Here is a 24,693-nt window from a genome sequence, read left to right as displayed (position 1 = left end):
CCTGCCACTGTGGCAGGGGGGCGCCCTCCTGAGGGTGCGGAGCGTGGTGGTCCCTCCCGCGCCTCCCGTGTGACCCGCCCTCGCGGACGTACGGCTCAAGGGGCGCGTACCCGGTACCCGTGGAGGACCGGTGCGAAGCCCGGGAGCCTGCGGGGCGAGGTCGAGTCCGGCCGTGCCACGGCGGACGACGCCGTCGTACGCCCCGTCATCGGATCACACCCGGGGCGTGGCCTCGATCTCCATCCAGGCGCCGGTTCCGGCGTTCGCGGTCGTACCCTTGGCGAAGAGCTTCCAGCCGCCGCCCGTGGGGTCGACGTTCAGGCCGTCGATGTAGAAGTTGCCGCTGCTGGTGTTGTACTTGCCGAACACGCTGATGCCGGTCTGTGTACCACCGCCGTAGTTGACGATGTTGAACGTCTGGCACGTGTTCGCGCTGACGGTTGCGGTGGCCACGCCCGTCTGGTTCTGCTGCGCGGTGTTGAAGACCAGGTACGCGGCGTAGTTTCCCTGCGCGCAGAGCTGCACCCTTCCCGCTCCGATCGCAGCCTGAGCCGAGCCGGTCGAGAGCAGGATCCCGGACGCCAGCGTGACGCCGACAACACCTGCTGCCGCACGCTTGGAGAACGACTGGGAAAACATGTCACACACCTTTCTTCGTGTCCCACTGTGATCGAACGGGCACATGCTACGGGCCCGCACCTCCGACAGCAAGACACATATTCGAGAGTCGAAGGGCGTCGTGGTGCGGCCAACCTTGGGCGGGTGAGCCGGATTTGATATGCGTTCACGAAGAGTGCTTCATTACGTCGAAGGGCCGTGGGCCGGGGTGAGCGGCGACAGGATCCCGGGTTCCGCGCACGTTCGCACGTCCACCGAGTATTTTCAGGTGCTTCGTGGCCGGGCTTCGATGAGACGGGAGCTTCTCGATGTCCCCATGGTGCCTGTGGAGGATGACGCCGCGGGCGCCCGGCCGCGACGGTGAACGGATCTGTGACGGCGTTCGGAGTGAAGGCCGTCGAGGTACGCAGGAGAGCTGTCCCACGTCATCCGTGACGAGAGCGGGCGTCCGGCGTGCTGCCCGTCGCGCCGGTTCGAGTCCACGTCGGCCGACCGTTAAAAGTCCGTCCCGGAGACGAACCGCTCCGCCGGATCCACCCTGCGCGGCGTACCCGGTCCCGCGAATCCGTCCGTCCGTACCCCTATCTCATGTCTCGTGTCCTGCTCGGAAGGAACAATGCAACCTCCACATTCGCCCCGGCCGGGGCCAGATCTTCCGCAACGTGTCCCAGGCAGCGCCAAGAAGGTCAGTTCCTCGTCCCCTCCGGCCGGTGACTCCGAGTCGGGCGACGCCGGGCCCTCGGCGCCCGCGAGAGATCCCCGTCCGGCCGTCACGGCCGGACGGAACGGCTCCCTGCCCCGGCTCACCCAGGTCTCCTCGTTCGGGTCCCGCGGGAACGCCGGCGCCCCCCGGACCAGGACGACAGCGGTGGACACCCCCGCGGGCGACCGGTCCCCCGGGCCGCGGCGCCGCGGCCTTTTCGGACGCCGTGGCGACAAGGCCCAACGCGATGGATTCCGCGGCGCCCTGGGGGTCGTGGGTGTGGTGGGGCTGCTCTCCGTGGGCGTGCTCAGCCTGATCCTCGTCCTCCTCGACCCGGACGACGGCGAGAAGCACGCCGGCGCCTCGGTGGTGGTGGACTACGGCGCGGACTACGGCGCGGACGACGTCGCGGGACTCGACACTCCGGCGCCCCCGACGGCGAGCGCGTCCGGCGCCGGGCAGGTGAAGAAGGCCGAAGACCGCAAGGACGCCAAGTCCTCGGCGAGCCCCTCCGCGCCCACGTCGCCCAGGAGCAGTGCGTCCGGCAAGGACGCGCAGGCTCCGGACTCCACCGCCGCGCCCGAGGACGGACCTCGCACCGGGACCTCCTCGTCGCCCGCGGGGTTCGGCGTCCACAGCCACGACTCGCAGCGCTGCCTCGACGTGGTGGGTGGCAAAGCCGTGCCGGGTGCGCGGCTGATGATCTGGGACTGTTCCGGTTCCGCCTCCCAGCACTGGGCGTTCCCGTCCGACGGAACCATGCGTGTGCTGGGCATGTGTGTGCAGCTCGCGGGCGGCTCCACCGCCGACGGGGCGGTGCTCCGACTCGCCGGTTGCGACGGCGGACCGGCGCAGCAGTTCGAGCTGAACCAGCGGCACGACGTGGTCAGCAAGCTCGCCGACAAGTGCGCGGACGTTCAGGACGAGGGGACTGCCAACGGCACCTTGATCCAGTTGTGGACGTGCAACGGCCACGACAACCAGAAGTGGTCGGAGTCCTGAGCCCTTGAGGACGACCGTGCGGCGCGGGCGTCGCGGCGGGGCCGGGAGGAGCAGTCGGTCGTCCCGGCCCCGCCCTGCGCGCGGAGCGGGTCGCCCACCGCTGAGCGGTGGTGGGCGAGCGTGCGTGCCGGACACCGCCCGACGGACGGGACTTTCACGACGCGGCCTGCGGGACAGCCCTTAGAATGGCCGGGCGGCGACGGAGGGACGCAGATGCCGAACTTCGCAAGGACGCGGACGACGGGGGCCTCCCGGTCCGGCCGCGACACGGTACCGCCCGGACACCAGGGGTTCACAGCCGCACGCGACAGCCGAAGGGCCGGCCCCCGCAGGGAACGGACGGTGCGCGATGCCTGCCGTTGACGTGGCGCCGGAGGACTCCGGCAGCTCCCTCGTGGGCCGCGAACGCGACCTGGAGCTCGTCCGGGAGTCGCTGGACCGGAGCCCGGTCGGCACCCTGCTGCTGTCCGGGGAGCCCGGCGTCGGCAAGTCCGCCCTGCTGGACGCGGTGGCCCGCGCGGCCTCCCGGGACGGTACCCGGGTGCTGCGCGCGGCCGGCGTCGAGTTCGAGGCGGATGTCGGCTACGCGGCGCTGAACCAGATCCTGTTCCCCCTCCACGGCGTCCTGGACCGTCTGCCCTCCTCCAGCCGGGAGGCGCTGAACGTCGCTCTGGGGTTCAGCGCCGGGCCCGCGCCCGAGCGTCTGCTGGTCTGCAACGCGGTGCTGGCACTTCTGCGAGCGGCGGCCGAGGAGGGCCCCGTCCTGCTCGTCGTGGACGACCTGCCCTGGGTGGACCGGGCGAGCGCGGCCGTCTTCGGCCTCGTCGCCCGGCGGCTTTCCGGCGGGGACGTCCGGTTCCTCGCGGCCTCCCGCACCGGGGTGGCGAGCTTCTTCGACGGCAGCGGACTGCCCGCCCACGAACTGCCCGCCCTGGACACGGAATCCGCCACCCGCCTCGTCGAGCTGCGCTTCCCCGACCTCGCGCTGCCCGTGCGACGGCGTCTGCTGGCCGCGGCGCAGGGAAACCCGCTGGCCCTTCTGGAGCTCCCCGACGCGCTCCGCGCCGACCAGCGCCGGGCCCAGGAGGTTCTGCCCGCCGTACTGCCGCTGGGCGCACGCCTCCAGTCGCTGTTCGTCTCCCGGGTCCGGGTGCTGCCCGGAGCGACCCGGTCGCTGCTGCTGCTCGCCACTCTGGAGGGCAGCGGTGACCTGGGTGTGCTGTCCTCTGCGGCCCTGGAGTCGGACCCGGACGCTGACCTGCGCGACTTGGACGCGGCCGAGCGGGACGGACTGGTCCGCGTGGAGGCGTCCCCGCGCCGCCTGGTGTTCCGGCACCCACTGATCATGTCGGCCGTCGTCGAGGCGACGAGCAGCAGCGGCCGGCGGGCGGCCCACCTGACCCTGGCCCGGGTACTGGCCGACCGGCCGGAGCAGCGTGCCTGGCACCTGGGCGAGGCCACGCTGCAGCCGGACGAGGAGGTCGCCCTCCTCCTGGAACGGACCGCGCGGCACGTCCAGAACCGCGGGGACGCGGTGGCGGCGATCGCGGCGCTCACCCGGGCCGCGGATCTCAGTCCGCGGGACACCGACCGAGCGCGTCGGCTGGCGGAGGCGGCCTATGTGGGTGCCGAGGCGATCGGCGCGCTGAGCAGCGCGTCGACCCTGCTGGAGGACGCCTGGCGCGCGGACCCCCGGTACGGGGCGTCGCTGCGCTCCGCGACCGCCGCCGTCCAGCTCGTGCTCAACACCGACGGGGACCTGGCGACGGCCCACCGCCTGCTGGTCGGTGCCGTCGAACAGGGCGACCACGGCTTCGACGCGGAGGACCCCGCGCTCATCGACGCCCTGCACTTCCTGCTGCTGCTGTGCAACTACGGCGCCCGTGAGGAACTGTGGGCGCCGTACTACGCGGCCGTCGCCCGGCTGCGGCCGGCGCCCCCGCCGCTGCTGCTCGTCGCCGCCCGTGCCTGGGGCGACCCGGCCCACATCGACGCGGCGTCGCTGCGGGAGCTGGACGAGATCATCGACGGCGCGACCAAGGAGACCGACCCGGCCCGGGTGGTGCGGGTGGGCACGGCGGCGGTGTACCCGGACCGGCTGTCGGCGGTGCGCGAGGCGGCTTGGCGGCTGGTGCGACAGGGCCGCGAGGGCGGCCCGGTGCGCAGACACATCGGTGCCCTGCTGCACCTGTGCCTGGACGGCTACCACCGCGGCAGGTGGACCGAGGTCCTGGATCTGTCCGAAGAGGGACTGACGCTGTGCGAGAGGTCCGGGTACACCGTCTGCACCTGGTTCTCCCAGTACACGAAGGGTCTGGTGACCGCGTCCCGCGGGGACACCGGGACGGCGCACGCGCTCGCCGACGAGATGATCAACTGGGCGGCGCCGCGCGGCATCAGGGAGGCCGTCCACTGTGCCCTGCACGTGCACGCCCTCGCGGACATCGCCGACGGAGCATTCGATTCGGCGTACGGCCGCGTGACCGCCATCGGCCCGGCCGGCAGCTTCCCTCCGTACGTCGCGCACGCCTCGTGGGTCTTCTTCGATCTGGTGGAGTCGGCCGTCCGCACCGACCGGCGGGCGGAGGCGGTCGCGCACGTGCGCGCCCTGCGCGAGGAGACGAACGTCGCCGGGCTGTCGCCCTGGCTCGGCATGCTGGCCGACGCGGCCGAGGCGCTCGTGACGGAGGACCCCGCCGAGGCCGCCCGCCTGTTCGGAGCCGCGCTGGCCACCCCGGACGCGGAGCAGTGGCCCTTCGTCCTGGGGAGAGTGCTGCTGGCCCAGGGTGAGTGGCTGCGCCGGTCCCGGTCGTTGTCCGAGTCCAAGGCTCCGCTGACGGCCGCGCTCGACACCTTCCAGCGGCTGGAGTCCACCGCCTGGGCGGAGCGCGCCCGCAAGGAGCTGCGGGCAGCGGGCCGGGTCGTACCGCACACCGAGGAGGGGGCGGGAGCGACCCTCACCGCGCAGGAGCGGGAGATCGCGGAGCTGGCCGCGACCGGACTGACCAACAAGCAGATAGCCGAGCGGCTGTTCATATCGCACCGCACCGTCGGCGCCCACCTGTACCAGATCTACCCCAAGCTCGGCATCGCTTCCCGGGTGGCGCTGCGGGACGCGCTGCGTCGGCGGGCCCCGGTCTGACCGGGCGCCGCGCTCGCCGGGGCGCACTTCGCGTCCGGTCCTCCGCCGGACGTACGTCCGTTCCGGCGCCCGCCGTGCCCGGCCGACCGCCCCGGGGACGGTCCCGGCCCGAGCGAGGGCAATGGTCGCGCTCGCTCCGGCGAGGGGCGTACGTCCCGACCGCACACTCGTCGGGCCCGCGTCTCCCGGACCCGCTCACATGTCCTGTTATCCTCCGAGACATGTGTGTGACACGTGTTTCATGTGCGGGAGGAGACATCCATGACGGTCGCCCATCCTGACCCCGGCGCCCCGGGCACCGACGCAGGAGTCCTGATTCCTGTGGTCGTGCACTTCGACGACCTCGATCCGATGGGCCTGCTGCACAACGGTCGTTACCAGGTGCTGGTGGAGCGGGCGTGGGGGGCTTTCTGGCGCGGTCGAGGCGTCGGTGGCAGCACTGGTCTGGAAGGGGACGGCTTCAACGTCGCCAAGTCGTTCGACATCACCTACGACCTGCCCGTGTCCGGGGTCGGCGACTACGCGGTGCGTCTGTGGATGGAGCGCATGGGCGCCACCTCCGCCACCGCGGGGTACCGGGTGTGCTCCGCCGACGGGAAGACCACGCACGCCCACGGCGGGCGCACGGTCGTCCGTCTCGACCGCGCCACCCTGACGCCCACGCCGTGGTCCGAGCGGACCCGGGAGATCGCCCGGACCATCGGCCTGCCCCGGGAAGGCGTCTGACCCGGTGTCGCCGGGCCGGGTGTGCCGGGCCGGCGGGCTCGTCCCGCCGGGCCGAAGCCCCAGCCTCACCCGCGATCGGCGGCGGGTGGGCTGGTGAGCGCCCGTCGGCCCGTGCCGGGCATCACCGACCGACCGCCGACGGGTCATGCGCGGTCCCGGGAACGGTGCGGCCTCCTCTTCCCGCAGAGCTACGGCGCGGGGTCCTCCAGCAGGCCTGCCGGCAGATGTTCGGGCAGGGCGGTGAGTTCGGCGGGGTCCGCCTCCACCAGGGACGCGTCTCCCACGATGCTGCGCATCGGCCAGACGCCCTTGGGGGACAGCGCAGCGCAGTCAGAGCGCGAGCACGTCTACACTTGTAGACATCAAATTCCGGGCAGGTCCGCGCGAGGGCAGGTGTGAGAAGCGGTGCCCGCGCCGGAAGGGTGCGGATGTTCGTGTGCGAGGACCTGCGGACGGGCCGCACACCGGGAGAACAGGGAGAAGACGAATGGACAACCTGGCACGCGCGGCGTTCAGGCGCCGGGTGGAGACCGAGGGACCGCTGATGATCCCGCACTGCCCGGACGCCTTGACGGCGCGCCTGTGCGAGGAGCTCGGCTTCGACGGAGGGTACCTCGGCGGCGGCGGGCTCGGCCTGTCGCTCGCGGTCTCCGAGGCCCTGCTGTCGCTCACCGAGCTCACCCGGGCGGCGGCTGCGGTACGCCGTCGTTCCGCACTTCCCCTGGTGGTGGACGGCGGAGTGGGCTTCGGCGACGCCGTGCACGTGACCCGCACGGTCTGGGAGCTGGAGGCGGCGGGCGTTCACGCCATCGAACTGGAGGATCAGGTCGCGCCGAAGCGGGCCAGCCACCACCGCCACGTGGAACACCTGATCCCGGTCGAGGAGATGGCCGGGAAGGTACGCGCCGCGGTGGCGGCGAGGCGCGATCCGGACCTGCTCCTGATCGCCCGGACCGGTGCCGTGCGGAACGAGAGTTTCGAGGCGGCCCTCGAACGCTGCGAGGCGTACTTCTCCGCAGGTGCCGACGTCGTCATGCTGCTGCCGGAGAACGACGAACAGCGGGCCGCCGCACCGCGGCGCCTGTCCGGTCCCGTCGCCCTGCTGACGTCGTTCGACCTCCACGCTCCGCAGGAGTGGACCGGGTTGGGGTACTCGATGGTCATCGACCCGGTCACCGGCCAGACGGCCGCCTTCAGCGCACTGCGTGAGGCGTACGAGGCGCAGCGGGCCGGCCTGCCGAGTCCGCGGCCGGCCGCGGAGTCCTTCGCCGTCTACGAGCGCCTGCAGGACCTCGCGGGTTTCGGGGAGCTGTACGACATCGAGCGGGCCACCACCGAACCCGGTACCTGAGCGGGGTGCGCGAAGGGTGTGCGGCCGGAGGGCGGCGTCACCCCGCGCGGATCGCCCGGAGAGGTCGTCACGGCCGGCCGGAGACATCTCGCGGGCCGCGGCGGGGCGGTGACGTGGCAGCGGAGTCGGCCAGGCTCCCCAGGAGGTGAATCAGCTCCGCGAGGCCGGACCGTTGCCCGTCCGTGAGGGTGAGGTCGATGGCGTCGCTGAGCCACGCCTCACGCGCCCGCAGCCAGCGCCCGGCCTCTTCCCGGCCGCGCGCCGTGGCGGAGAAGAGCACGCGCCGACCGTCGGCCGGGTCGGGATCGCGGGCGACCAAGCCGTGTTTCTCCAGTACGGCCAGGGTCTGGGCCATGGACTGCGGCTTCATGTACTCGGCTGCCGCGAGATCGCTGGTGGTCGTGGGCCCTCCCGCCACCACGCGGCTGAGGGCGGCCAGCTGACTGCGGCTCCACGGGCCGGCGCGCATGCCGGTCTCGGACCGGATGCGGCCACGGAGCCGGTCCATGGACCGCACGAGCTCCAGTGCCAGGTCCGCCGACGGAGTCTTCTTCGCTTCCACGCTGGAACCATACAGGCCGCCTGAAGACCATCTCCCCTGCGACGGGAAGGCGCCCCGTGGGCCGACAGGAACACACTCGAGTCCCGACTCCGACACACACACTCATAGGTGTTAAGGCGAACTGTTCAGGCAACCTGTACTGTTGGTCGTCATGAAGACACGCAGAACGCCGCCCCGGCGGACGGGCGGGGAGACGACGGGAAGGCCTCCGGGCCGAGTGGCCGCCGTCGGAAGCCCCGGATGGCGCTTCACCCTTCCCCTCATGCTCGGTTCGTCCCTGAACCCGATCAACAGCTCGATCATCGCGACCACGCTGATCGCCATCGGACACACGTTCCATGCCGGGGCGGCGTCCACCATCTGGCTCGTCTCGGCCCTCTACCTGGCCAGCGCGATCGGCCAGCCCACGATGGGCAGACTGGCCGGACGTCTCGGACCGCGCCGGGTGTTTTTGACGGGGCTCGTCCTGGTCGGCTTCGGCGGCGCGCTGGGCACCGCGGCGACGAACCTGCCGACCCTCGTGGCCGCGCGGGTCGTCCTCGGCGTGGGCACGTCGGCCGGTTATCCGACCGCGATGATGATCGTGCGGCGGTGGGCCGCCGAACACCCGTCGGCGCAGCCGGGCGGCACGCTCGGCGCGCTGGCCGTCGCGGCCCAGGTCACCTCCGCGCTCGGACTGCCGCTGGGCGGACTGCTGGCCGCGGTCGCCGGTTGGCGCATCACCTTCCTCGTCAACGTTCCCCTGGTCCTGCTCGGGGTCGTCATGACGCTCGCCTGGGTGCCGCGCGACCCTCCCTGCGAGCGGAGGACCGCGGACGCCGGCCCCTCGGCCCGGCTGGACGTTCCCGGCATGGTGCTCTTCGCCTGCACCATCGCCTCGCTGCTGTTCTTCCTCAACGACCTGCACCACCCGCGGTGGTCGCTCCTCGCGCTCACCCTCGTCCTGCTGGTCGCCCTCGTGGCCCGGGAGCGCCGGACCGAGGATCCCTTCGTCGACGTACGGATGCTGGCCGGGAACAAGGCGCTGAGCGCCACCTACCTGCGCGTGTGCATCACCTTCCTGCTCAACTACTGCATCCTGTACGGCCTCACCCAGTGGCTGCAGGAGACGCGAGGGCTGTCGGCGATCGGCGTGGGCCTGCTGGTCCTGCCGATGTCGGTGTTCGCCGCCCTCGTCTCCGTGCCCTTCGCCCGGCGCGGGCTGGTGCGTTCCGCCCTGTACTGCACGGCCGTCGCGGCGGTCCTCGGTCCGGCGGGTCTGCTGCTGTTCACCTCGACCACGCCGATCTGGGTCATGGTCCTGATCACCATGGTGTTCGGTGTGGTCTCGGGCCTGGGCGTGATCGGGAATCAGGCCGCGCTGTACCAGCAGGCACCGGCCGAGGCCGTCGGCGTCGCGGCCGGACTCATGCGCACCTTCACCTACCTGGGCGCCGTGCTGTCGTCGAGTCTGATCAGCCTGTCGTTCGGCGACCGGGCCACGGATTCCGGTCTGCACACCATCGTCGTCGCGTTGCTCGGCCTGGGCCTCGCCCTGCTGGCCATCACCCCGTCGGGAACACGGAGGCTGACAGCCTCCTGAGGAGGCCTGCGCACCGGCGGTCCACGACCGCACCCCGGCGGCGCCGACAGGGTTTCGCCCACACCACCGGTCGTCGACAACAGACACCTGCGTTCATGCCACCATGTGTGCTCATATGGGGGCAAGCACACATACTTCAGGAAGAGGACAGACACATGGACATGCAGCTGGCCGGAAAGCGCGCGCTGGTGACCGGTTCGAGCGCCGGACTCGGCCGCTCGATCGCGGAGGCGCTCGCCCGCGAAGGGGTGAGCGTCGTCGTGCACGGCAGGGACGAGAAGCGGACCGGGGAGACCGCCGGCCGCATCGCTTCCGCGGGCGGCCGGGCGGAAGTCGCGGTCGGCGACCTGAGCACCGCGGACGGGGCCGCCGCCGTGGCGGCGGCGGCTCTCTCGGGAGGCACGGTCGACATCCTGGTCAACAACGCCGGCGCCTACGACCAGGTGAGCTGGACGGAGGCGACGCCGGAGATCTGGGCGGCCACCTATCAGTCCAACGTGCTCTCCGGAGTACGGATGATCCAGAGCCTCGTCCCGGTCATGAGGGAGAGCGGATGGGGTCGTGTCATCCAGATCGGCGGCGGCCTGGCCGTACAGCCCATGTCGGCTCAGCCCCACTACAACGCCTCGCTCGCCGCCCGTCACAATCTCGCGGTCTCGCTCGCACGTGAGCTGAAGGGGAGCGGCATCACCTCCAACACGGTGGCGCCCGGAGCGATCCTGACCGACCAGGTCCGTGACCTGCTGTGGCGGATCGCTCCGGAGCACGGCTGGGGCGACACCTGGGAGGAGATCGAGCGGGCCGCCGCGGAGAGCTGGGTGCCCAACGACACCAACAGGTTCGGGCGCCCGGAGGAGGTCGCCGCCGCGGTGGTCTATCTGGCCAGCCCGCATGCCGACTACGTCAGTGGGGCGACGCTACGGGTGGACGGCGGCACCATCCGCTCGGTGAACTGACCCTCTCGGGCCGGAATCTGTCCGGCGAGCAAGAAGTCTACAGGTGTATACTTCTTCCAGGGACACGGACTCCCGGGCCGCCACGGCCCGGGAACCCCTGAAGGAGAGAACAGGCATGAACCTCGATCTGACCGGAAAGCGCGCGCTCGTCACCGGCTCCAGCGCCGGACTCGGTGAGGCCACCGCGAAGTTGCTGGCAGCGGAGGGCGCCGCCGTCGTCGTGCACGGCCGTGACAAGGAACGTACGGAGAGGGTCGCGCGGGAGATCCGGGAGGCCGGCGGCAGCGCCACGGCCGTGCTCGGCGACCTGGCCGAGGACGGGGCCGCCGCCGACGTCGCGCGCGAGGCGGTCGCCGGCGGCCCCGTCGACATCCTCGTCAACAACGCCGGCTTCTACCGGCATCTGTCGTGGGCCGAGGCATCGCCCGGCGAGTGGCTGGACACCTACAACGTCAACGTCGTCTCCGGCGTCCGGATGATCCAGCACCTCGTCCCCGCGATGCGGGAGCGCGGCTGGGGCCGGGTCATCACCATCGGCGGCGGCCTCGCCTCCCAGCCGATGAACACCCACCCGCAGTACAACGCGACTCTGGCGGCCAGGCACAACCTGGCCGTGTCCCTGGCACGCGACCTCAAGGGCACCGGCGTCACCTCCAACGTGGTGTCCCCCGGCGCCATCCTCGTGGAGGCCACCAAGGACCTCGTCACGGGCATCGGCCCCGCCCGCGGCTGGGGCGAGACCTGGGACGAGATCCAGCCCAATGCCGTCGACGCGCTCATCCCCAACGACCAGGAGCGCTTCGGCGAGCCCGACGAGATCGCCGCGGCGGTCGCCTATCTGTGCAGCGGCTACGCCCAGTACGTCAGCGGAGCCACCCTCCGTGTCGACGGCGGCCTCATCCGTTCCGCGTTCTGACGCGGACCGGCGCGCACGCCGCCGGGTGCCGCACGCCGTGCGCTACCCGGCGGGGCCGTCCGTCACACCCTCGGCGGCGACCGGAGCGGCACCGCTCTCCCGGGTGACCGGCCCGAGCATGTCGGCGAGAATGCCCGCGAGGCGCTCGTCGTCCGCCTCGGCGAGCGCGGTCGTACCGACGACCCTGCGCAGCAGCCACGTACCCGCCACCAGCGCCAGCCCGAGCTGTGCACGGACGTCGGCGTCGGGGCCGTCGAGCAGCCCGGCGAGCCGGGCGCCCACATGTGCCTCGACACCCTGGCGGACGATGTCCGTCGCCTCCGGATCCGCCGCCGAACGGAGCAGCAACAGGAACGGGTCGAGCTGCTCCGCGTCGGCGGACGTGCGCTCGGCGAGCGTGCGGGCGATGGAGCCCGCCAGACGTGGCGGCCCGTCACCGACGACGGTCGGCGGGGTGAAAGCACGATCGACGGCCTGGGCGAACAGCCGCTCCTTCGAGCCGAAGTAGCGGTTGATCATCATTGCGGTGACGCCCGCCCGCTCGGCGATCTGCCGTACCCCGGCACGGGCGTACCCGTGCTCGGTGAACTCGACGACCGCCGCGGCGAGGATCGCCTCGCGCGTCGCGGCGCCGTCGCGTCTGCGGGCGGGTGGTGCGGCGTTCACGCGCACGAGCATACGCGAGGCCGTGCACGGCTTGTTCGGGCCCGGCGTGCGGAGCCGGGGCACGCACGTTCCCGCCGCCCCGCGGCCGACGGCGGCCGTCGTCGGACACGTCGGGGAACCCATCGAGGAGACCGGGTTGGCCGACGCCGTGACGCAGGATCCGCCGATCGCACTGGCCGCCGTCCTGGAGAAGCAGAGCTGGATGTTCCTGGCCGAGCGGTCCTGACAGCTGGCCGGACGCCCGCAAGAGTAACCGCCTTGACAGGTGACACTTTCGGATGCCACTCTCTCGTCACCGGCCAGAACAGTTACTTATTCGGTGAGGAAGCCTCCATGGCAGTCGTACGGTTCCACCTCGTCTCCACGCTCGCCCCGAAGGACGTGCTGGAGGTCCTGACGGATTTCGGTCCGTCGCGCGCCGACGCCTGGCCCACGATCGATGCCGAGCACTTCGAGGTCCACGACCTCGGCGACACCTGGGCCGAGGTCACCGAGGGCACCGCTGCCGCGTGGGAGCGCGCGCGCTACGAGTGGGAGCCGGACGGGGACACGGTCACCATCTCCACCCTCGACTCGAAGCTGTTCGGAGCGGGCGGCGGCTGGGTCTTCCGGATGACCCCGGAGGGAAGCGGTACACGGGTCGACGTCGAACTGACCCGGGAGCCCGGCACGCTCAAGGGCAAGATGCTCGCCTCGCTCCTCCCCCTGGTCGCCCCCGGGTCCCTCCGTAAGTCCTTCGCGGGGCCGCTGCGGGCGGCGTAAGTCTCCCCCCGGTGCGGGACGACCGGGGCGTTCCGCTACGCCGAAGGGCCGACAGCGTGCTGTCGGCCCTTCCGTCATGAACGACGGAACACACCCGGTCGTCCCGCACCGGGGGCACCTGCCGGACTCTCCGGCTCCGGGCAGGTGCCCTCGAACCACAGCCCTGGTGTCAGAGGGTGCGGGCGAAGAGAGCGGTCAGTTCCCGCCAGTGCCGCTCGGCCGCCTCGGGGTGGTAGGAAGCGGTGTCGGACTGGGTGTAGCCGTGGTGCGCGCCCTCGTACACCTCGCACCGGTGCTTGACGCCGGCGTCGGCGAACGCCCGCTCCAGGCGGCGGACCTGGTCCTCGGGCATCGACGGGTCCTCGTCGGCATGGGCGAAGTACAGTTCGGCGGAAATCCGGCCGGCGACGAGGTGGGGGCTGTCGGGCGCCTCGCTCGCCAGCCCGCCGCCGTGGAATCCCGCCGCCGCGGCCACCCGGTCCGGGTGGGCGCCGGCCGTGTACAACGCCAGCCGGGCACCCATGCAGTAGCCGGTGACACCCACCGGCCCCTCGGTGACCGCCGCCGAACCGGCGAGCCAGTCGAGAAAGGCTCCCGCGTCGCGCTGCGTCTGCTCCGGAGTGAGGGCCTCCATCAGCGGGACGATCTTCCCCACCACGTCCGGCCGGGCGGCCACGTCGATGTACTCGGGCAGTTCCACGACCGGGGCGCGCCCGTTGCGGTAGAAGACGTTCGGGACGAGCACCGAGTAGCCCGCCGAGGCCAACCGGTCGGCCATCGCCTCCAGGTGCGGGCGCAGTCCGAAGGCGTCCTGGTAGAGGAGAACGCCCGGGTGGGCTCTGCCGTCGTCGGGGTGGGTGAAGTAGGCGTCGGCGGTGCCGTCCGCTGTGGGGACGTCCACGAGGGTTCGGGTCACGGCGGTCATGATGTCGGTGTGCCTCTCTACGGGGGAATCTGGTCGAATCCGGACGCGGTGTCTGCCTGAACAACCCGTACGGCTCACACATGGGAACGCCGGTCCGCTCGCCGCGATTCCCACCAGAGGCGAAATCACGTGAAAAATGCATGCATGGGGCGCGAAGTACGCCTGAGTGAGCGCCGGTTGAACCCTCTCGACAAGTGTGATGTGTTTGCCGATGGCAAGACACATATGATCCGAACGGCATGCCAAGCCACGTGTCATGGAGCCGGTGACCCGGCCCTTCCCTCACACTGCGAGGACGAGACTGACGTGAACGACTTCCAGCCCGGCCGCAGGCGCCTGCTCAAGATGTTCGGCCTGGGGGCGACCGCGACCACCGCGGCCATCCTCCAGGCCGACCCGGTCCTCGCCGCCACGCTCGGCTACGACGAGCGGACCGGGGTCTCCCCCACCGGCTACGTGGCCCCCAGGGGCTTGGCCAGAAGCAGCTCCGCCAAGCAGACCGCGCTCGACTGGATCACGGCCAACGAGGGCGCGATCACCCGGCTGAGCGACGAGGTGTGGCAGCACGCGGAACTGTCGCTGCGTGAGTGGAAGTCCTCCCTCGCCCACGCCAAGCTGCTGAAGGACAACGGCTTCACCGTCGAGTGGGGTCCGGCGGGCTTCCCGACCGCTTTCGTCGCCACCTACGGCAGCGAGGGCCCCGTCATCGGGTTCAACGCCGAGTACGACGCCCTGCCGGGTCTGTCCCAGAAGAAGGGCGTGGGCACCCACGACCCGCTGGTCTACAACTACGACGCCTACGGACCCACCTACGGCGCCGGGCACGGCGACGCGCACAACGCTCTGGGCGCGGGTGGCACCGCCGCAGCGATCGCGGTCGCCCAGGCCATCCGCGCGGGCGGACTGAAGGCCCGGGTCAAGCTGTTCGGCAGCGCGGGCGAGGAACAGCTCGTCGGCAAGGCGTACGCGGTCAAGGAAGGCGTCTACGACGGCATCGACGCCTTCCTGGACTGGCACCCCTTCAACATCACCGTGCCGTTCTGGAACACCACCAGCGCGCTGGTCTCCGCCACCTTCACCTTCCTCGGCGCCTCCGGCCACGGCGGTACCCCGCTCGGCAACAAGAGCGGCCTGGACGGCGCCATGCTGATGGCGACGATGTCGGAGTATCTGCGGGAGAAGAACGTCGCTCCGTCCGGACGGTTCCACTACGCGATCATCAACGGCGGCGGAGCTCCGAACGTGACTCCGGACATGTGCTCCATCTGGTTCTTCGTCCGCGAGGGCAGCCCGGCCCGCGCCCAGGTGCTGTACGACAAGATCGTGGAGTGCGGCAAGGCCGCCGCCCAGGCCAGCCAGACACGTCTGGTGCACAAGTTCCACTCCGCGACCTGGAACCTTCTCGCCAACAAGGCGGGTGCGGAACTGCTCAACGACAACATGGTCCAGATCGGCGCCCCGAAGTTCACCGACGCCGACCACACACTGGCGAAGGCCGTGCAGAAGGCGCTGGGCAAACCCGAGGTGGGCATGCCGACCGAGCTGACGCCCCTCGCTCCCCCGGCCGCGGCCTACACCGGCGGGCTGGCCACCGACACCGCCGACATCAGCTGGCAGGCTCCCACCGCCGTCCTCCTGTCCGCGGCCTATCCGCCGGGCATCCCGAACCACAACTGGGGCGCGACCGCGACGGCGGCCACCAACATCGGACACCAGGCGCTGCTCTCCGCCGCCCGTTATCTCGCGGCCGGCGCGGTCGACCTGATCGAGCAGCCCGCGCTGCTGGACGGCATGAAGCAGGAGTTCAAGGACCGTACCGAGGGCGTCGGTTGGGCCTCGATGATCCCGGACGGCAGCCAGCCGCCGCTGTACGAACCGCCGGCCGACTTCCTGAGGGCGACCGGGCAGAGCTGGCCGCCGAAGGGCGTGATCTGGCCGGTACCGCCCATCGTCTCCACCGAGCAGCTGGGCGGAACGGGACCCAATCTCGCACCCGTCGTCTGATCTCCAGGCTTCCCCGTTCTCACCGCACCCGCCCGCGACCGGCCCTGGCCCGGCCGCGGGCGGGTCCATGTTTCTCCGGGACCGTCCGCCGCCCCCTCCCTCGGCGAGGCGGCATCAAGTCGGCACCGGCAGCCAATTGACTTACCCCGACTCCCGCGCGGCGCCCGCGCCGTCCCCGGACGACACCGACGGCCCGCACCCGGCGCACCCTTCGACCGTCAACTGACCGATGTGCGGGGGAAGTACTGGGCGAAGAGTGGGACACGCAGTCTTCGTCCCACGGAGGGAACCCTGTCATGCACCGTGACCACTCGTCGTTGAGGGCGCGTTCGGCGCCCCAGCCCGTACCCGCCCTGTTGCTGGAACTCGATCAGATGCTCGACGAGTTCACCCGGCTTCCGATGCGGGCGAAGTTCCACTTCGACCCGGCCCAGGCCGCGGTGATCACGGTCGAGTTCATCGCCGAGCGGGGGCCGAGCCTCGTCTGGCACCTCGGCCGTGAGCTGCTGCGCCACGGTGTGACGTCGATGAGCGGCTCCGGCGACGTGCGGATGTGGCCGACGCTGCCCGGCGAGCGGCCCTCGTCCTGGCTGCTCCTGGAGTCCGAGGAGGTGGAGGCCCTGTTCGATCTGCCGACCGAACCGCTGGCGGAGTGGCTCGATGCCACCTACCGGACCGTCGCGGCCGGGGCGGAGATGGACGGGCTGGACTGGGACGGGTTCCTCGCGGAACTGATCGAGGGGCCGACGGCCCCGTCCGAATGACCCTCGCCCGGACGGGCTTGCCTCCCGATGCGTCACCTGTCAGAGTGGTGACGCACAGGGTTGCCGTCGTCGGCCCGGCCGGTCGCCACCGCCACACGTATGCCGCCCCGGGCACTCGATGACAGCGCTTTGCCGCAGGCCGCACGCGCGGCGGACGAGGAGGAACGACGTGAGGACCAGCAACCCGATCTTCTCCAGGTGGGGGGCCGCCCGTGCCGTGGCTCCGGCCGACGACGCCCGCCGCCCGGTGGGCACCGTGGTCGGCGGCGGATGGGCCGCCGACCACGCCACGGGCCCGGGCCCCTACACCAACCCCTACGCCCCCGGCGCCGACACCCGCCACGACCAGGACGCGATGACGGTGGACGATGTCGTCGTCCGGACCGCGACGACCCTCGGCACCGTGGCGCTCGCGGCGGTGCTGTCCTGGTTGCTGCTGCCCGTCGACGAGTCGGCGCTGAGCCGGTCGTACGGAATCGCGGTCGGATCCGCGCTCGTCGCCTTCGCCCTGTCGATGGCCCAGACGTTCAAGCGGACGCCGTCCCCGGCCCTGATCCTCGGGTACGCGGCCTCCGAGGGCGTCTTCCTCGGCGTGTTCTCCAGCACGGTGTCGACGTACATCTCACCGGGGGTGGTGGTCCAGGCCGTGCTCGGTACCTTCGCGGTCTCCGCGGGTGTGCTCATCGCCTACCGCATGCGCTGGATACGTGTCGGCCGGAGGTTCATCGGCTTCGTCTCCGCCGCCTCCATCGGTTTCGTGCTGCTCCTCCTCGCCGACACCCTCTTCTCCGCCTTCGGCGCGGGCAACGGCCTCGGCTTCCACAGTGGCGGCATCGGCATCGTCTTCGGGCTGGCCGGCATCGTGCTCGGCGGGGCCTTCCTCGCCCTGGACCTCAAGCACGTCGAGGACGCCGTCGCCTACGGCGCCCCCCGCGAGGAAGCGTGGCTGGCCGCCTTCGGGTTCACCCTCACCCTCGTGTGGATCTACCTGGAGGTGCTGCAAGTGCTGACGATCTTCAACAGCGACAACTGACGGACCACTGCCCCGACGCCGGGAGGGATCCGCGCGACACGCGCGGATCCCTCCCGGCGTTTCCGCGTATCAGCGTTTTCGCGTATCAGCGTTCCCAGTTTCCGCGCATCCGCGCGACGGTCCGGGCGAGCCTCGTCACCCGCCCCGGCCCGGTCATGGACGGCCGGACGGACGGAGCGTGCTCGGACGGACTCCGCCGGGCGGCCGGGAAGGAGGACGGAGCAGCCCTTGGGTTCCCCGCGCACCGAGCGGTCCACCACCACCACCACCACCACCACCACCGAAGGCGGAACTCCTGGACCGGGCGAAGTACGCGCCCCGGCGCGGCGGTCCGGCCGCCCCGGTGGGCCTGTGCCACGACGCCCCGCCCGGGAACACCGCCCCCACGCCGTCCTCCACGCGACCGGCCGGGCGTCGTCCGGCTCCTGTCGACCACAGAGGGATCCCACACCGACGGGTCCCCGCCGGTTCGGCCGGGAGCCGGACCCGATCGCGCGTCGACCGCGGCGCGACGTGCCGCCGGTACGCCTGTCCGCCGTTCTGCCGGTACGCCCGTCCGCCCGGTCCGCCGACGCACGGACTCCCGGTCGGCGCGCCGACGCACGCATTCCGGTCCGCGCCACGACGCGCGAAATCCCGGCCCGCGCCACGAGGCGCGGGCCGGGACGGCACCGGGAGGAGAGGCGGAGATCAGACGGTGCGGGTGCGCAGCTGACGGGACTTCCAGCCCAGCAGCAGGGCCTGGACGATGAACCACACCCCGCCACCGGTGGCGTACGTCGACAGCACGTCGAGCGAGGGATTGTCGCCGACGGCCTGGATGTTGTAGAAGACGCCGACGACGAACGACAGCCCGCCCGAGATCAGGGTCGGCCACTGCTTCCCCAGTTCGGGACCCCGCCGCCTCACTCCGACGACCACCTGCGCGGCGCCGGAGACGACGGCCCAGGCCCCGAACACATGGAGTACGGGTTCCACCCCGCCCGCTCCGGCGATGCCGACCCCGAGTGCGGCCAGCGTGCTGAGCACCCCGTTGAAGGCGGTCACGCCTCGCTCCGAGCCGTCGGGGGTGGCCCGGTAGTCGATCCACGAGGACACCGCGTCGATGAGCGGATAGACGACCAGCAGCGTGATCGCCACGGCGTCGACGTCGTCGTGGGCTCCGGCGAACGCCAGGGCCCACGCCACGGCGAGGACACCACGGCCCAGGTACAGCCTCATCAGAGAGGAGCGTCCGCCGTCGTCCGCCACGCTGGGCTGCGGCACTGTCTGCGTACTCATGGGGTGCGGCCTTTCTCGGGGTCGGGAGTGCCGGTCGTCGGGTCAGTGCCGGGAGGGAGCGACGCAGCGGAAGCTGGTGGCGTCGGCCAGGTCGCCGTGGCCCCGGTAGCGGAGGACCTGCGGGTAGCTGCACAGGTCACGGTCGACGGCCTGGCCGTCGGCGTTGATCAGGGTGGCCGGCAGGGTCTCGGGGGCCTTGCCGTGCTCGACCCAGGTGCGCAGGGCGCCGAGGTCGTCGGCCGAGGCGCCGCTGCCGTCGTTCAGGCCGCAGTGGGCCGTACCCGGAGCGAGGAAGAGACGGTAGAAGTCGTCGACCCGCTTGGTGCCGCCCATCTCCCGCTCGACCTGCTCGCGGTAGCGCACGGTGCCGGCGGTCGGAATGAACTGGTCGGCCTCGCCGTGGTACGTCAGCAGCTTGCCGCCCGACCTGCGGAAGTCGGACAGGTCGGTGTCGTCGGTGCCGATGACCTTGTCGTACTCGGCCTGGGACTGCTTGAAGAGCTGGGTGAACTGGTCATAGGTGATCGTCGAGATGTCGGAGGAGGGCTGCTTCTCCAGCCATGTCTGGACCCAGGCCGCGGGCACCGGGAAGGGCTGGCCCTTGACGTTGCCGTCCGCGTCCGGCGCGGTGACGCCGGCGAGGCCCGACAGGTCGGCCCCGACGGGCACGCCGGACCACAGCTTCCTGCCGGACGCGGTGCGCGGGCCGTCCCAGATCTTGCGGACCACGGCCGCGTCGGCCGCCGTGATGGTCAGCTCCTTGCCGTCGCACACGACCCTGGTGCCGATCAGTCGGCGCGGGTCGTAGTCGCACGCCGACGCGTCGTTGACCAGGCCGTCCTTGACGCCGTCGAGCGAGTCGCAGGCCTTGACCGCGGCGTTGGTGAAGGTCTTCAGCTCACAGGACGACGGGTAGGTCTTCTCGTTGTTCATGACGACCTGCGGCCACAGGGTGGCGACCTCGAACTCGTCCCAGTTGATACCGGGCGCGTTGGCGAGGATGCCGTCGTAGTCGTCGGGGTAGCGCTGAGCCTCCATGTAGCCCTGGCGTCCGCCGGTCGAGCAGCCGTTGAAGTACGCGTACGAAGCGCTCCTGCCGTAGAAGCCGCCGACGACGTCCTTCGCGACGACCGCGGCCTCGTGCTCGGAACGGCTGGCGAAGTTCTTCAGCAGCACCGTGTCGACCTGGCCCCGGTCGTTCAGAGCCCAGCTGCTGTCGATGTAGGTGCCGACGCCCGCGTCGGTGGTCGCCGCGGCGTAGCCGTTCTTGACCGCGCCGGCCAGGCCGATGCCGTAGTCGCCGGCCGCGAAGGCGCTGCCGCCGAGGGTCTGGAGGCGCCCGTTCCAGGTGTCGATCGGGAGCCATACACGGACCTTGGCGTGGTCGCCCTGGCCGGGGTGAGTGAGTGTCACCGTCACGTCGCAGTACGCCGGCACATCGGCGATCTGCGCCCCGGGCAGCGGGGTGACCGGGGGGACGTCCACGGTTCCCGCCTCGTGGCGGACCGCCGTGACGCTCTCCACCTTGGTCCCGGCGGGCGCCTTCACGGAGGTGGAACGGCAGGTCAGGGGGGTTGCGGCGGCTGTCTGGGCCTCGGCCGACGCGGTCGGCAGGTACACCGCCGCGGCGAGCGGCACGCCGGCCGCGAGGACAGTCAGAAGTCGTCTCATGGGTTTCCCATTCAAAGAAGTAGGTGTACGCCTGGCCTCTGCGACACATGTGCTTGGCGTGCGAGCAGGTCCATGGAGAGTGGACGGTTTCCCCGTGCGACAGGTCCCGGGTCCGTCGAAGTCTGATCGAGACTTTATCACCGGTTAGAGCGGTGACGGAACAGGGTGGGGGAAATTCCGCCGGGAAGACGGGCCTTCAGGTTTCCGCCACCCGACATCACCCTGCCCGGCCACCCGGGCGGGGACAACAGTCGGTTGACGGCTCACGTCGCGAATCCGGGTGGCATCACCACGGATACGTGTGAGGCCGTCCGGCGAAGCTCCCGGAAGACTCCCGGGTCGCCCGTACGGCGCGACACCGTCGCGTCGCGGGCCGACCGGCAGGAAGGGGTCCCTACGTCTCGTCCGATCTCCCGGCCCCGTCGCCCCGGGGCTCGTCCCGCAGCCATCGGGAGTGATACGTCTGCGCCCAGGACCGGCCCACGTACCCGGTACGCATCCCGAGCCTCGCCTCCGGGTCCTCGAACGCCCTGCGCATGTGTCCGATGAGGACGAACGTGATGGCCCAGGCCAGCAGGTCGTGGACGAAGATGGCGCTGGTGCGGGAGATGAAGGGGAGCAGGCCCAGGAACCACATCAGCAGGCCGGTGAACATCATCACCAGCACGGCACCGGCGATCCAGCCCGCGTAGAGCTTCTGCCCCGCGTTGAACTTGCCCGCCGGCCGTGCCCCCGGCGACCTGAGGCGCTTGCGGGCGGCCCGCAGCCACTGGCGGTCGTACACCGCGAAGCGGTTCAGCCGTCGCAGGTCGGCGCGGAACTCCGCGGAGAGGAGTCCCAGCAGGAAGGGCAGAGGCAGGGAGATGCCCGACCACTCGTGCAGGGTGACCATCACGTGGCGTCGTCCGACGAGTTGGGCGAGGGGGCCGAGGTACAGGCAGGCGGCGGAGACCAGGCACACCAGCATCAGGTAACCGGTGGCGCGGTGCACCATGCGCTCGGCGGGGCTGAAGCGGCGCACCCGGCCCGGGGGGTCAGGCCGCGTCGCCCTTCCGGTCGGCGCCGTCGAGCCAGCCGTCGATCGCATATCCGCGTTCCTCCCAGAAACCGGGGACGACCCTGTCGGTGACCGAGATACCGGACAGCCACTTGGCCGACTTGTAGAAGTACATGGGCGCCACGTACAGGCGCACCGGGCCGCCGTGTTCGTGGGTGATGGGTTTGTCCTGCATGTCGAGGGCCACCAGGACGTCCGAGCGCCGGGCCTGCTCCAGGGTGAGACTCTCGGAGTAGGAGCCGTCGAAGCAGGTGAAGCGGACCGCCGCGCCCGTGGAGCGCACCCCGGCGGCATCGAGGATGTCCGCCAGCTTCACGCCCCCGAAGGGCGTGTTGTCCACGCGCCAGCCGTCGGTGCACAGCACGTCGGCGACGACCCGGGTCTGAGGCATGGCACGCAGGTCGGCGAGGGTGAGGGTGGCCGGCCTGTCCACCAGTCCGCCGACCGTGAGCGCGTAGTTCGTCTCGTCCTTGCGGGGTACGGAGCCCACGACGCTGTAGTACCGGAAGCCCCCCGGGTTGGGCAGCAGCCCGGTCAGTCCGGTCTTGTCGAACTGGGAAGCGGAGCTGAGGAATCCCTCCCAGCCACGCTGGAGAGAGGGCGCGGCGACAAGGCCGACGGCACCCGCTCCGAGCATGCCGAGCAGCGCCCGCCGACCCACCGGCGCGCCCTCGGCTCCTTGATTCGGCTTTCCTGCCACGCTCTCTGCGCTCCTTCGGGTGGCGACGCCCCGTCGCGTGCTGCCGTCCGGGGCGGCACGGGGTCCGGGCAGCCGGACACATGTGTGACTGGTGCCGGAAACCTCCCCGCATCGTCACCTATTAAACAGGTGACGATGGTGGCATGCCACCATCGGCCTGTCAACAGCATCGGCGCGAGCACACGTATGAGTGTTCGCCGACCGACGCACGTCGGACCACCCGGCGCGGGAAGCATCAGCTGTTAGGCTGCGAGGCACGCAGACCGCATGACGAGGAGCCGCACACGTGGTGGGTGACGACGACATCTCGGGGTGAGACCCGGATCTGACGGCCGCCGGCCGGCGCACAGGAGCGCTGCCGAGGTGGTCCGTCTCGTCGTACCCACTTCTCCGTCTGCCCCAGGGCGGGACTCTCCGCCCTCCGCACCTCCGAGGTCTTCCCATGTCCGACGCCGCCATCGTCTGCTCCCACATCTCCTTCGCCTGGCCCGACGACACCCCGGTCTTCCACGACCTTTCCTTCACCGTGAACCCCGGCCGCACCGGCCTGGTCGCTCCCAACGGCTCCGGCAAGAGCACGCTGCTCAAGCTGATCGCGGGCGAACTGCGGCCCGCCACGGGTTCGGTGTCGGTCAACGGCACGCTGGGCTACCTCCCGCAGAGCCTTCCCCTCACCGGCGACCTCACGGTCGGCGAGGTGCTCGGTGTCGCCGAAGTGATCCGCGCCCTGGACGCCGTCGAGTCGGGGGACACGAGCGAGGAACACTTCACCACCATCGGCGACGACTGGGACGTCGAGGAACGCACCCGTGCCCAGCTCGACCGCCTGGGCCTGTCCGACCTCACCCTGGACCGCGTGCTCGGCACGCTCAGCGGCGGCCAGGTCGTCTCCCTCGGTCTTGCCGCGCAACTGCTCAAGCGGCCCGACGTCCTGCTTCTCGACGAGCCCACCAACAACCTCGACTCGACGGCCCGGCACAAGCTCTACGACGTGCTCACGGACTTCCACGGCTGTCTGCTGCTCGTCAGCCACGACCGCGCACTGCTCGATCGCATGGAGCGCATCGCCGAACTCGGCAGCGACGAACTGCGCCTGTACGGAGGTGACTTCACCGAGTACCAGGAAGCCGTGCGCGCCGAGCAGGAGGTCGCCGAGAAGAACATCCGCAATGCCGAACAGGAGCTGAAGCGGGAGAAGCGGGAACTGCAGCAGGCCCGCGAGCGCGCCGAGCGCCGGGCGAGCAACGCCGCCAAGAACCTCAAGAACGCCGGCCTGCCGCGCATCTTCGCCGGCAACATGAAGCGGGGCGCGCAGGAATCCGCGGGCCGGGCCGGACAGATGCACGCCTCCCGGGTCAGCGAGGCCAAGGCCCGCCTCGACGAGGCAGGCCGGGCGCTGCGCGACGAACAGCGTCTCACCCTGGAACTTCCCGACACCCAGGTGCCCGCCGGGCGCAACCTCTTCCTCGGCGAGGGGATGCAGGTCCGGCTCGGCGACCGGGACGTGTTCGCCGCGGGCGGTGTCGACCTGAGCGTCCGGGGTCCCGAACGCATCGCACTGACCGGTCCCAACGGCGCCGGCAAGACCACCCTGATGCGTCTGGTCACCGGGGACCTCGCCGCGGACGCCGGGGAGATCAAGCGCAACGACGGCCGTATCGCCTACCTTTCGCAGCGCCTGGACCTGCTGGACCTGGACCTCACGGTGGCCGAGAACTTCACCGTCTTCGCACCGCGGCGGCCCGAGGCGGAGCGCATGAACCTGCTCGCCCGCTTCCTGTTCCGCGGCGCGCGGGCACACCTGCCGGTCGGGGTGCTCTCCGGCGGCGAACGCCTGCGCGCCACGCTGGCCTGCGTGCTGTGCGCGGAGCCGGCACCCCAGCTGCTGCTGCTCGACGAGCCGACCAACAACCTCGACCTGGTCAGCGCGGGCCAGCTGGAGAGCGCGCTCAATTCGTACCAGGGTGCGTTCATGGTGATCAGCCACGACGAGCGGTTCCTCGCCTCGATCGGAGTGAACCGCTGGCTGGGGCTGGCCGACGGAACGCTCAAGGAAGCGGGAGCCCCCGCGGTGTGAGCCCCGGGCCCCGGACGCGGCCGTCGTCGTGGCGCGCGGGGACCGACGGCCGCGCCCGCGGTTTCAGCGCCGCGCTTTCCGGCTGGAACCGTCCGCGAAGGGCGGGCGAAGGGAGAATCCGTGAGATCGGTGCCAGTGCTCGGCCCGGGCAGGGCCGAGCACTGGCACCAGGCCCTGGTACAAGCCCCTGGTACG

General features: G+C 71.2%; 20 protein-coding genes. 12 read left to right on the top strand and 8 right to left on the bottom strand.

Annotation, left to right across the window (positions count from 1 at the left end):
- Positions 1-213: 213 nt before the first annotated feature.
- On the bottom strand, positions 214-639 hold the full coding sequence (locus ACFWEE_RS13365) for a hypothetical protein (RefSeq protein ID WP_386888739.1): 426 nt from the start codon (positions 637-639) through the stop codon (positions 214-216).
- Positions 640-1,594: 955 nt separating this feature from the next.
- Between ACFWEE_RS13365 and ACFWEE_RS13360 the strand changes: the two genes are divergently transcribed.
- From ACFWEE_RS13360 to ACFWEE_RS13345, 4 genes are all read left to right on the top strand, one after another.
- Positions 1,595-2,323, top strand: a complete 729-nt coding sequence (locus ACFWEE_RS13360) for a ricin-type beta-trefoil lectin domain protein (protein WP_386888738.1) — start codon at positions 1,595-1,597, stop codon at positions 2,321-2,323.
- Positions 2,324-2,672: 349 nt separating this feature from the next.
- Positions 2,673-5,465 carry an AAA family ATPase gene (locus ACFWEE_RS13355; protein WP_386888737.1) on the top strand — a complete coding sequence of 931 codons (2,793 nt, stop codon included), beginning with the start codon at positions 2,673-2,675 and terminating at the stop codon, positions 5,463-5,465.
- Positions 5,466-5,726: 261 nt separating this feature from the next.
- The gene (locus ACFWEE_RS13350; RefSeq protein WP_386888736.1) at positions 5,727-6,191 is read left to right on the top strand and encodes an acyl-CoA thioesterase; all 465 of its coding nucleotides are present in this window, start codon (positions 5,727-5,729) and stop codon (positions 6,189-6,191) included.
- A gap of 487 nt (positions 6,192-6,678) precedes the next feature.
- A complete protein-coding gene (locus ACFWEE_RS13345; RefSeq protein WP_386888734.1) occupies positions 6,679-7,542 on the top strand; it encodes an oxaloacetate decarboxylase in 864 nt (287 codons plus the stop codon).
- A 67-nt stretch (positions 7,543-7,609) separates the two neighbouring features.
- Here ACFWEE_RS13345 and ACFWEE_RS13340 read toward each other — a convergent pair whose 3' ends face one another.
- Complete coding sequence (locus ACFWEE_RS13340) at positions 7,610-8,104, bottom strand: MarR family winged helix-turn-helix transcriptional regulator (RefSeq protein WP_386888733.1); 495 nt, start codon at positions 8,102-8,104, stop codon at positions 7,610-7,612.
- Positions 8,105-8,366: 262 nt separating this feature from the next.
- Here ACFWEE_RS13340 and ACFWEE_RS13335 point away from each other — a divergent pair, with 262 nt between their 5' ends.
- The 3 genes from ACFWEE_RS13335 to ACFWEE_RS13325 all read left to right on the top strand — a co-directional run bounded on the left by ACFWEE_RS13335 (position 8,367) and on the right by ACFWEE_RS13325 (position 11,558).
- Positions 8,367-9,686, top strand: coding sequence for an MFS transporter (locus ACFWEE_RS13335; protein WP_386888731.1), 1,320 nt, complete (start codon positions 8,367-8,369; stop codon positions 9,684-9,686).
- A 155-nt stretch (positions 9,687-9,841) separates the two neighbouring features.
- A complete protein-coding gene (locus ACFWEE_RS13330) occupies positions 9,842-10,642 on the top strand; it encodes an SDR family NAD(P)-dependent oxidoreductase (protein ID WP_386888730.1) in 801 nt (266 codons plus the stop codon).
- 115 nt (positions 10,643-10,757) lie between these two features.
- Entirely contained in the window at positions 10,758-11,558 is an 801-nt protein-coding gene (locus ACFWEE_RS13325; protein WP_386888729.1) for an SDR family NAD(P)-dependent oxidoreductase, read from the top strand.
- 42 nt (positions 11,559-11,600) lie between these two features.
- On the opposite strand, the gene ACFWEE_RS13320 is transcribed toward ACFWEE_RS13325, so the two are convergent.
- On the bottom strand, positions 11,601-12,224 hold the full coding sequence (locus ACFWEE_RS13320) for a TetR/AcrR family transcriptional regulator (protein ID WP_386888728.1): 624 nt from the start codon (positions 12,222-12,224) through the stop codon (positions 11,601-11,603).
- A gap of 333 nt (positions 12,225-12,557) precedes the next feature.
- Between ACFWEE_RS13320 and ACFWEE_RS13315 the strand changes: the two genes are divergently transcribed.
- Positions 12,558-12,986, top strand: a complete 429-nt coding sequence (locus tag ACFWEE_RS13315; RefSeq protein ID WP_386888727.1) for a hypothetical protein — start codon at positions 12,558-12,560, stop codon at positions 12,984-12,986.
- 169 nt (positions 12,987-13,155) lie between these two features.
- On the opposite strand, the gene ACFWEE_RS13310 is transcribed toward ACFWEE_RS13315, so the two are convergent.
- The gene (locus tag ACFWEE_RS13310) at positions 13,156-13,911 is read right to left on the bottom strand and encodes a dienelactone hydrolase family protein (RefSeq protein WP_386888726.1); all 756 of its coding nucleotides are present in this window, start codon (positions 13,909-13,911) and stop codon (positions 13,156-13,158) included.
- Between the two features lie 306 nt (positions 13,912-14,217).
- On the opposite strand from ACFWEE_RS13310, the gene ACFWEE_RS13305 reads away from it, so the two are divergent.
- From ACFWEE_RS13305 to ACFWEE_RS13295, 3 genes are all read left to right on the top strand, one after another.
- A complete protein-coding gene (locus ACFWEE_RS13305; protein WP_386888725.1) occupies positions 14,218-15,915 on the top strand; it encodes an amidohydrolase in 1,698 nt (565 codons plus the stop codon).
- Positions 15,916-16,211: 296 nt separating this feature from the next.
- A complete protein-coding gene (locus ACFWEE_RS13300; RefSeq protein WP_386888723.1) occupies positions 16,212-16,679 on the top strand; it encodes an SsgA family sporulation/cell division regulator in 468 nt (155 codons plus the stop codon).
- Positions 16,680-16,848: 169 nt separating this feature from the next.
- Entirely contained in the window at positions 16,849-17,712 is an 864-nt protein-coding gene (locus ACFWEE_RS13295) for a Bax inhibitor-1/YccA family protein (RefSeq protein WP_386888721.1), read from the top strand.
- 690 nt (positions 17,713-18,402) lie between these two features.
- Here ACFWEE_RS13295 and ACFWEE_RS13290 read toward each other — a convergent pair.
- The 4 genes from ACFWEE_RS13290 to ACFWEE_RS13275 all read right to left on the bottom strand — a co-directional run bounded on the left by ACFWEE_RS13290 (position 18,403) and on the right by ACFWEE_RS13275 (position 22,367).
- On the bottom strand, positions 18,403-18,993 hold the full coding sequence (locus ACFWEE_RS13290) for a DUF308 domain-containing protein (protein WP_386888720.1): 591 nt from the start codon (positions 18,991-18,993) through the stop codon (positions 18,403-18,405).
- A gap of 42 nt (positions 18,994-19,035) precedes the next feature.
- Positions 19,036-20,664, bottom strand: coding sequence for a tannase/feruloyl esterase family alpha/beta hydrolase (locus ACFWEE_RS13285; protein ID WP_386888718.1), 1,629 nt, complete (start codon positions 20,662-20,664; stop codon positions 19,036-19,038).
- A 394-nt stretch (positions 20,665-21,058) separates the two neighbouring features.
- Positions 21,059-21,751, bottom strand: a complete 693-nt coding sequence (locus ACFWEE_RS13280; RefSeq protein WP_386888716.1) for a cytochrome b/b6 domain-containing protein — start codon at positions 21,749-21,751, stop codon at positions 21,059-21,061.
- The gene (locus ACFWEE_RS13275) at positions 21,699-22,367 is read right to left on the bottom strand and encodes a molybdopterin-dependent oxidoreductase (RefSeq protein WP_386888833.1); all 669 of its coding nucleotides are present in this window, start codon (positions 22,365-22,367) and stop codon (positions 21,699-21,701) included. The genes ACFWEE_RS13280 and ACFWEE_RS13275 overlap by 53 nt, the downstream gene beginning before the upstream one ends.
- A 496-nt stretch (positions 22,368-22,863) precedes the next feature.
- Between ACFWEE_RS13275 and ACFWEE_RS13270 the strand changes: the two genes are divergently transcribed.
- Positions 22,864-24,498 (top strand): ABC-F family ATP-binding cassette domain-containing protein, encoded by a 1,635-nt coding sequence (locus ACFWEE_RS13270; RefSeq protein WP_386888715.1) that lies wholly within the window; start codon positions 22,864-22,866, stop codon positions 24,496-24,498.
- Positions 24,499-24,693 lie beyond the last annotated feature (195 nt).

The organism is Streptomyces sp. NPDC060184, assembly GCF_042728795.1.
In the GTDB taxonomy this organism is placed as follows: domain Bacteria; phylum Actinomycetota; class Actinomycetes; order Streptomycetales; family Streptomycetaceae; genus Streptomyces.
This window is presented reverse-complemented; position numbering and strand designations above follow the sequence as displayed.

What these genes read in the sequence shown, in the direction of transcription:
- ACFWEE_RS13365 (WP_386888739.1), bottom strand. Translation starts at nt 639, where the DNA reads ATGTTTTCCCAGTCGTTCTCCAAGCGTGCGGCAGCAGGTGTTGTCGGC.
- ACFWEE_RS13355 (WP_386888737.1), top strand. Translation starts at nt 2,673, where the DNA reads ATGCCTGCCGTTGACGTGGCGCCGGAGGACTCCGGCAGCTCCCTCGTG.
- ACFWEE_RS13350 (WP_386888736.1), top strand. Translation starts at nt 5,727, where the DNA reads ATGACGGTCGCCCATCCTGACCCCGGCGCCCCGGGCACCGACGCAGGA.
- ACFWEE_RS13345 (WP_386888734.1), top strand. Translation starts at nt 6,679, where the DNA reads ATGGACAACCTGGCACGCGCGGCGTTCAGGCGCCGGGTGGAGACCGAG.
- ACFWEE_RS13335 (WP_386888731.1), top strand. Translation starts at nt 8,367, where the DNA reads ATGCTCGGTTCGTCCCTGAACCCGATCAACAGCTCGATCATCGCGACC.
- ACFWEE_RS13330 (WP_386888730.1), top strand. Translation starts at nt 9,842, where the DNA reads ATGGACATGCAGCTGGCCGGAAAGCGCGCGCTGGTGACCGGTTCGAGC.
- ACFWEE_RS13325 (WP_386888729.1), top strand. Translation starts at nt 10,758, where the DNA reads ATGAACCTCGATCTGACCGGAAAGCGCGCGCTCGTCACCGGCTCCAGC.
- ACFWEE_RS13315 (WP_386888727.1), top strand. Translation starts at nt 12,558, where the DNA reads ATGGCAGTCGTACGGTTCCACCTCGTCTCCACGCTCGCCCCGAAGGAC.
- ACFWEE_RS13310 (WP_386888726.1), bottom strand. Translation starts at nt 13,911, where the DNA reads ATGACCGCCGTGACCCGAACCCTCGTGGACGTCCCCACAGCGGACGGC.
- ACFWEE_RS13300 (WP_386888723.1), top strand. Translation starts at nt 16,212, where the DNA reads ATGCACCGTGACCACTCGTCGTTGAGGGCGCGTTCGGCGCCCCAGCCC.
- ACFWEE_RS13290 (WP_386888720.1), bottom strand. Translation starts at nt 18,993, where the DNA reads ATGAGTACGCAGACAGTGCCGCAGCCCAGCGTGGCGGACGACGGCGGA.
- ACFWEE_RS13285 (WP_386888718.1), bottom strand. Translation starts at nt 20,664, where the DNA reads ATGAGACGACTTCTGACTGTCCTCGCGGCCGGCGTGCCGCTCGCCGCG.
- ACFWEE_RS13280 (WP_386888716.1), bottom strand. Translation starts at nt 21,751, where the DNA reads ATGCGATCGACGGCTGGCTCGACGGCGCCGACCGGAAGGGCGACGCGG.
- ACFWEE_RS13270 (WP_386888715.1), top strand. Translation starts at nt 22,864, where the DNA reads ATGTCCGACGCCGCCATCGTCTGCTCCCACATCTCCTTCGCCTGGCCC.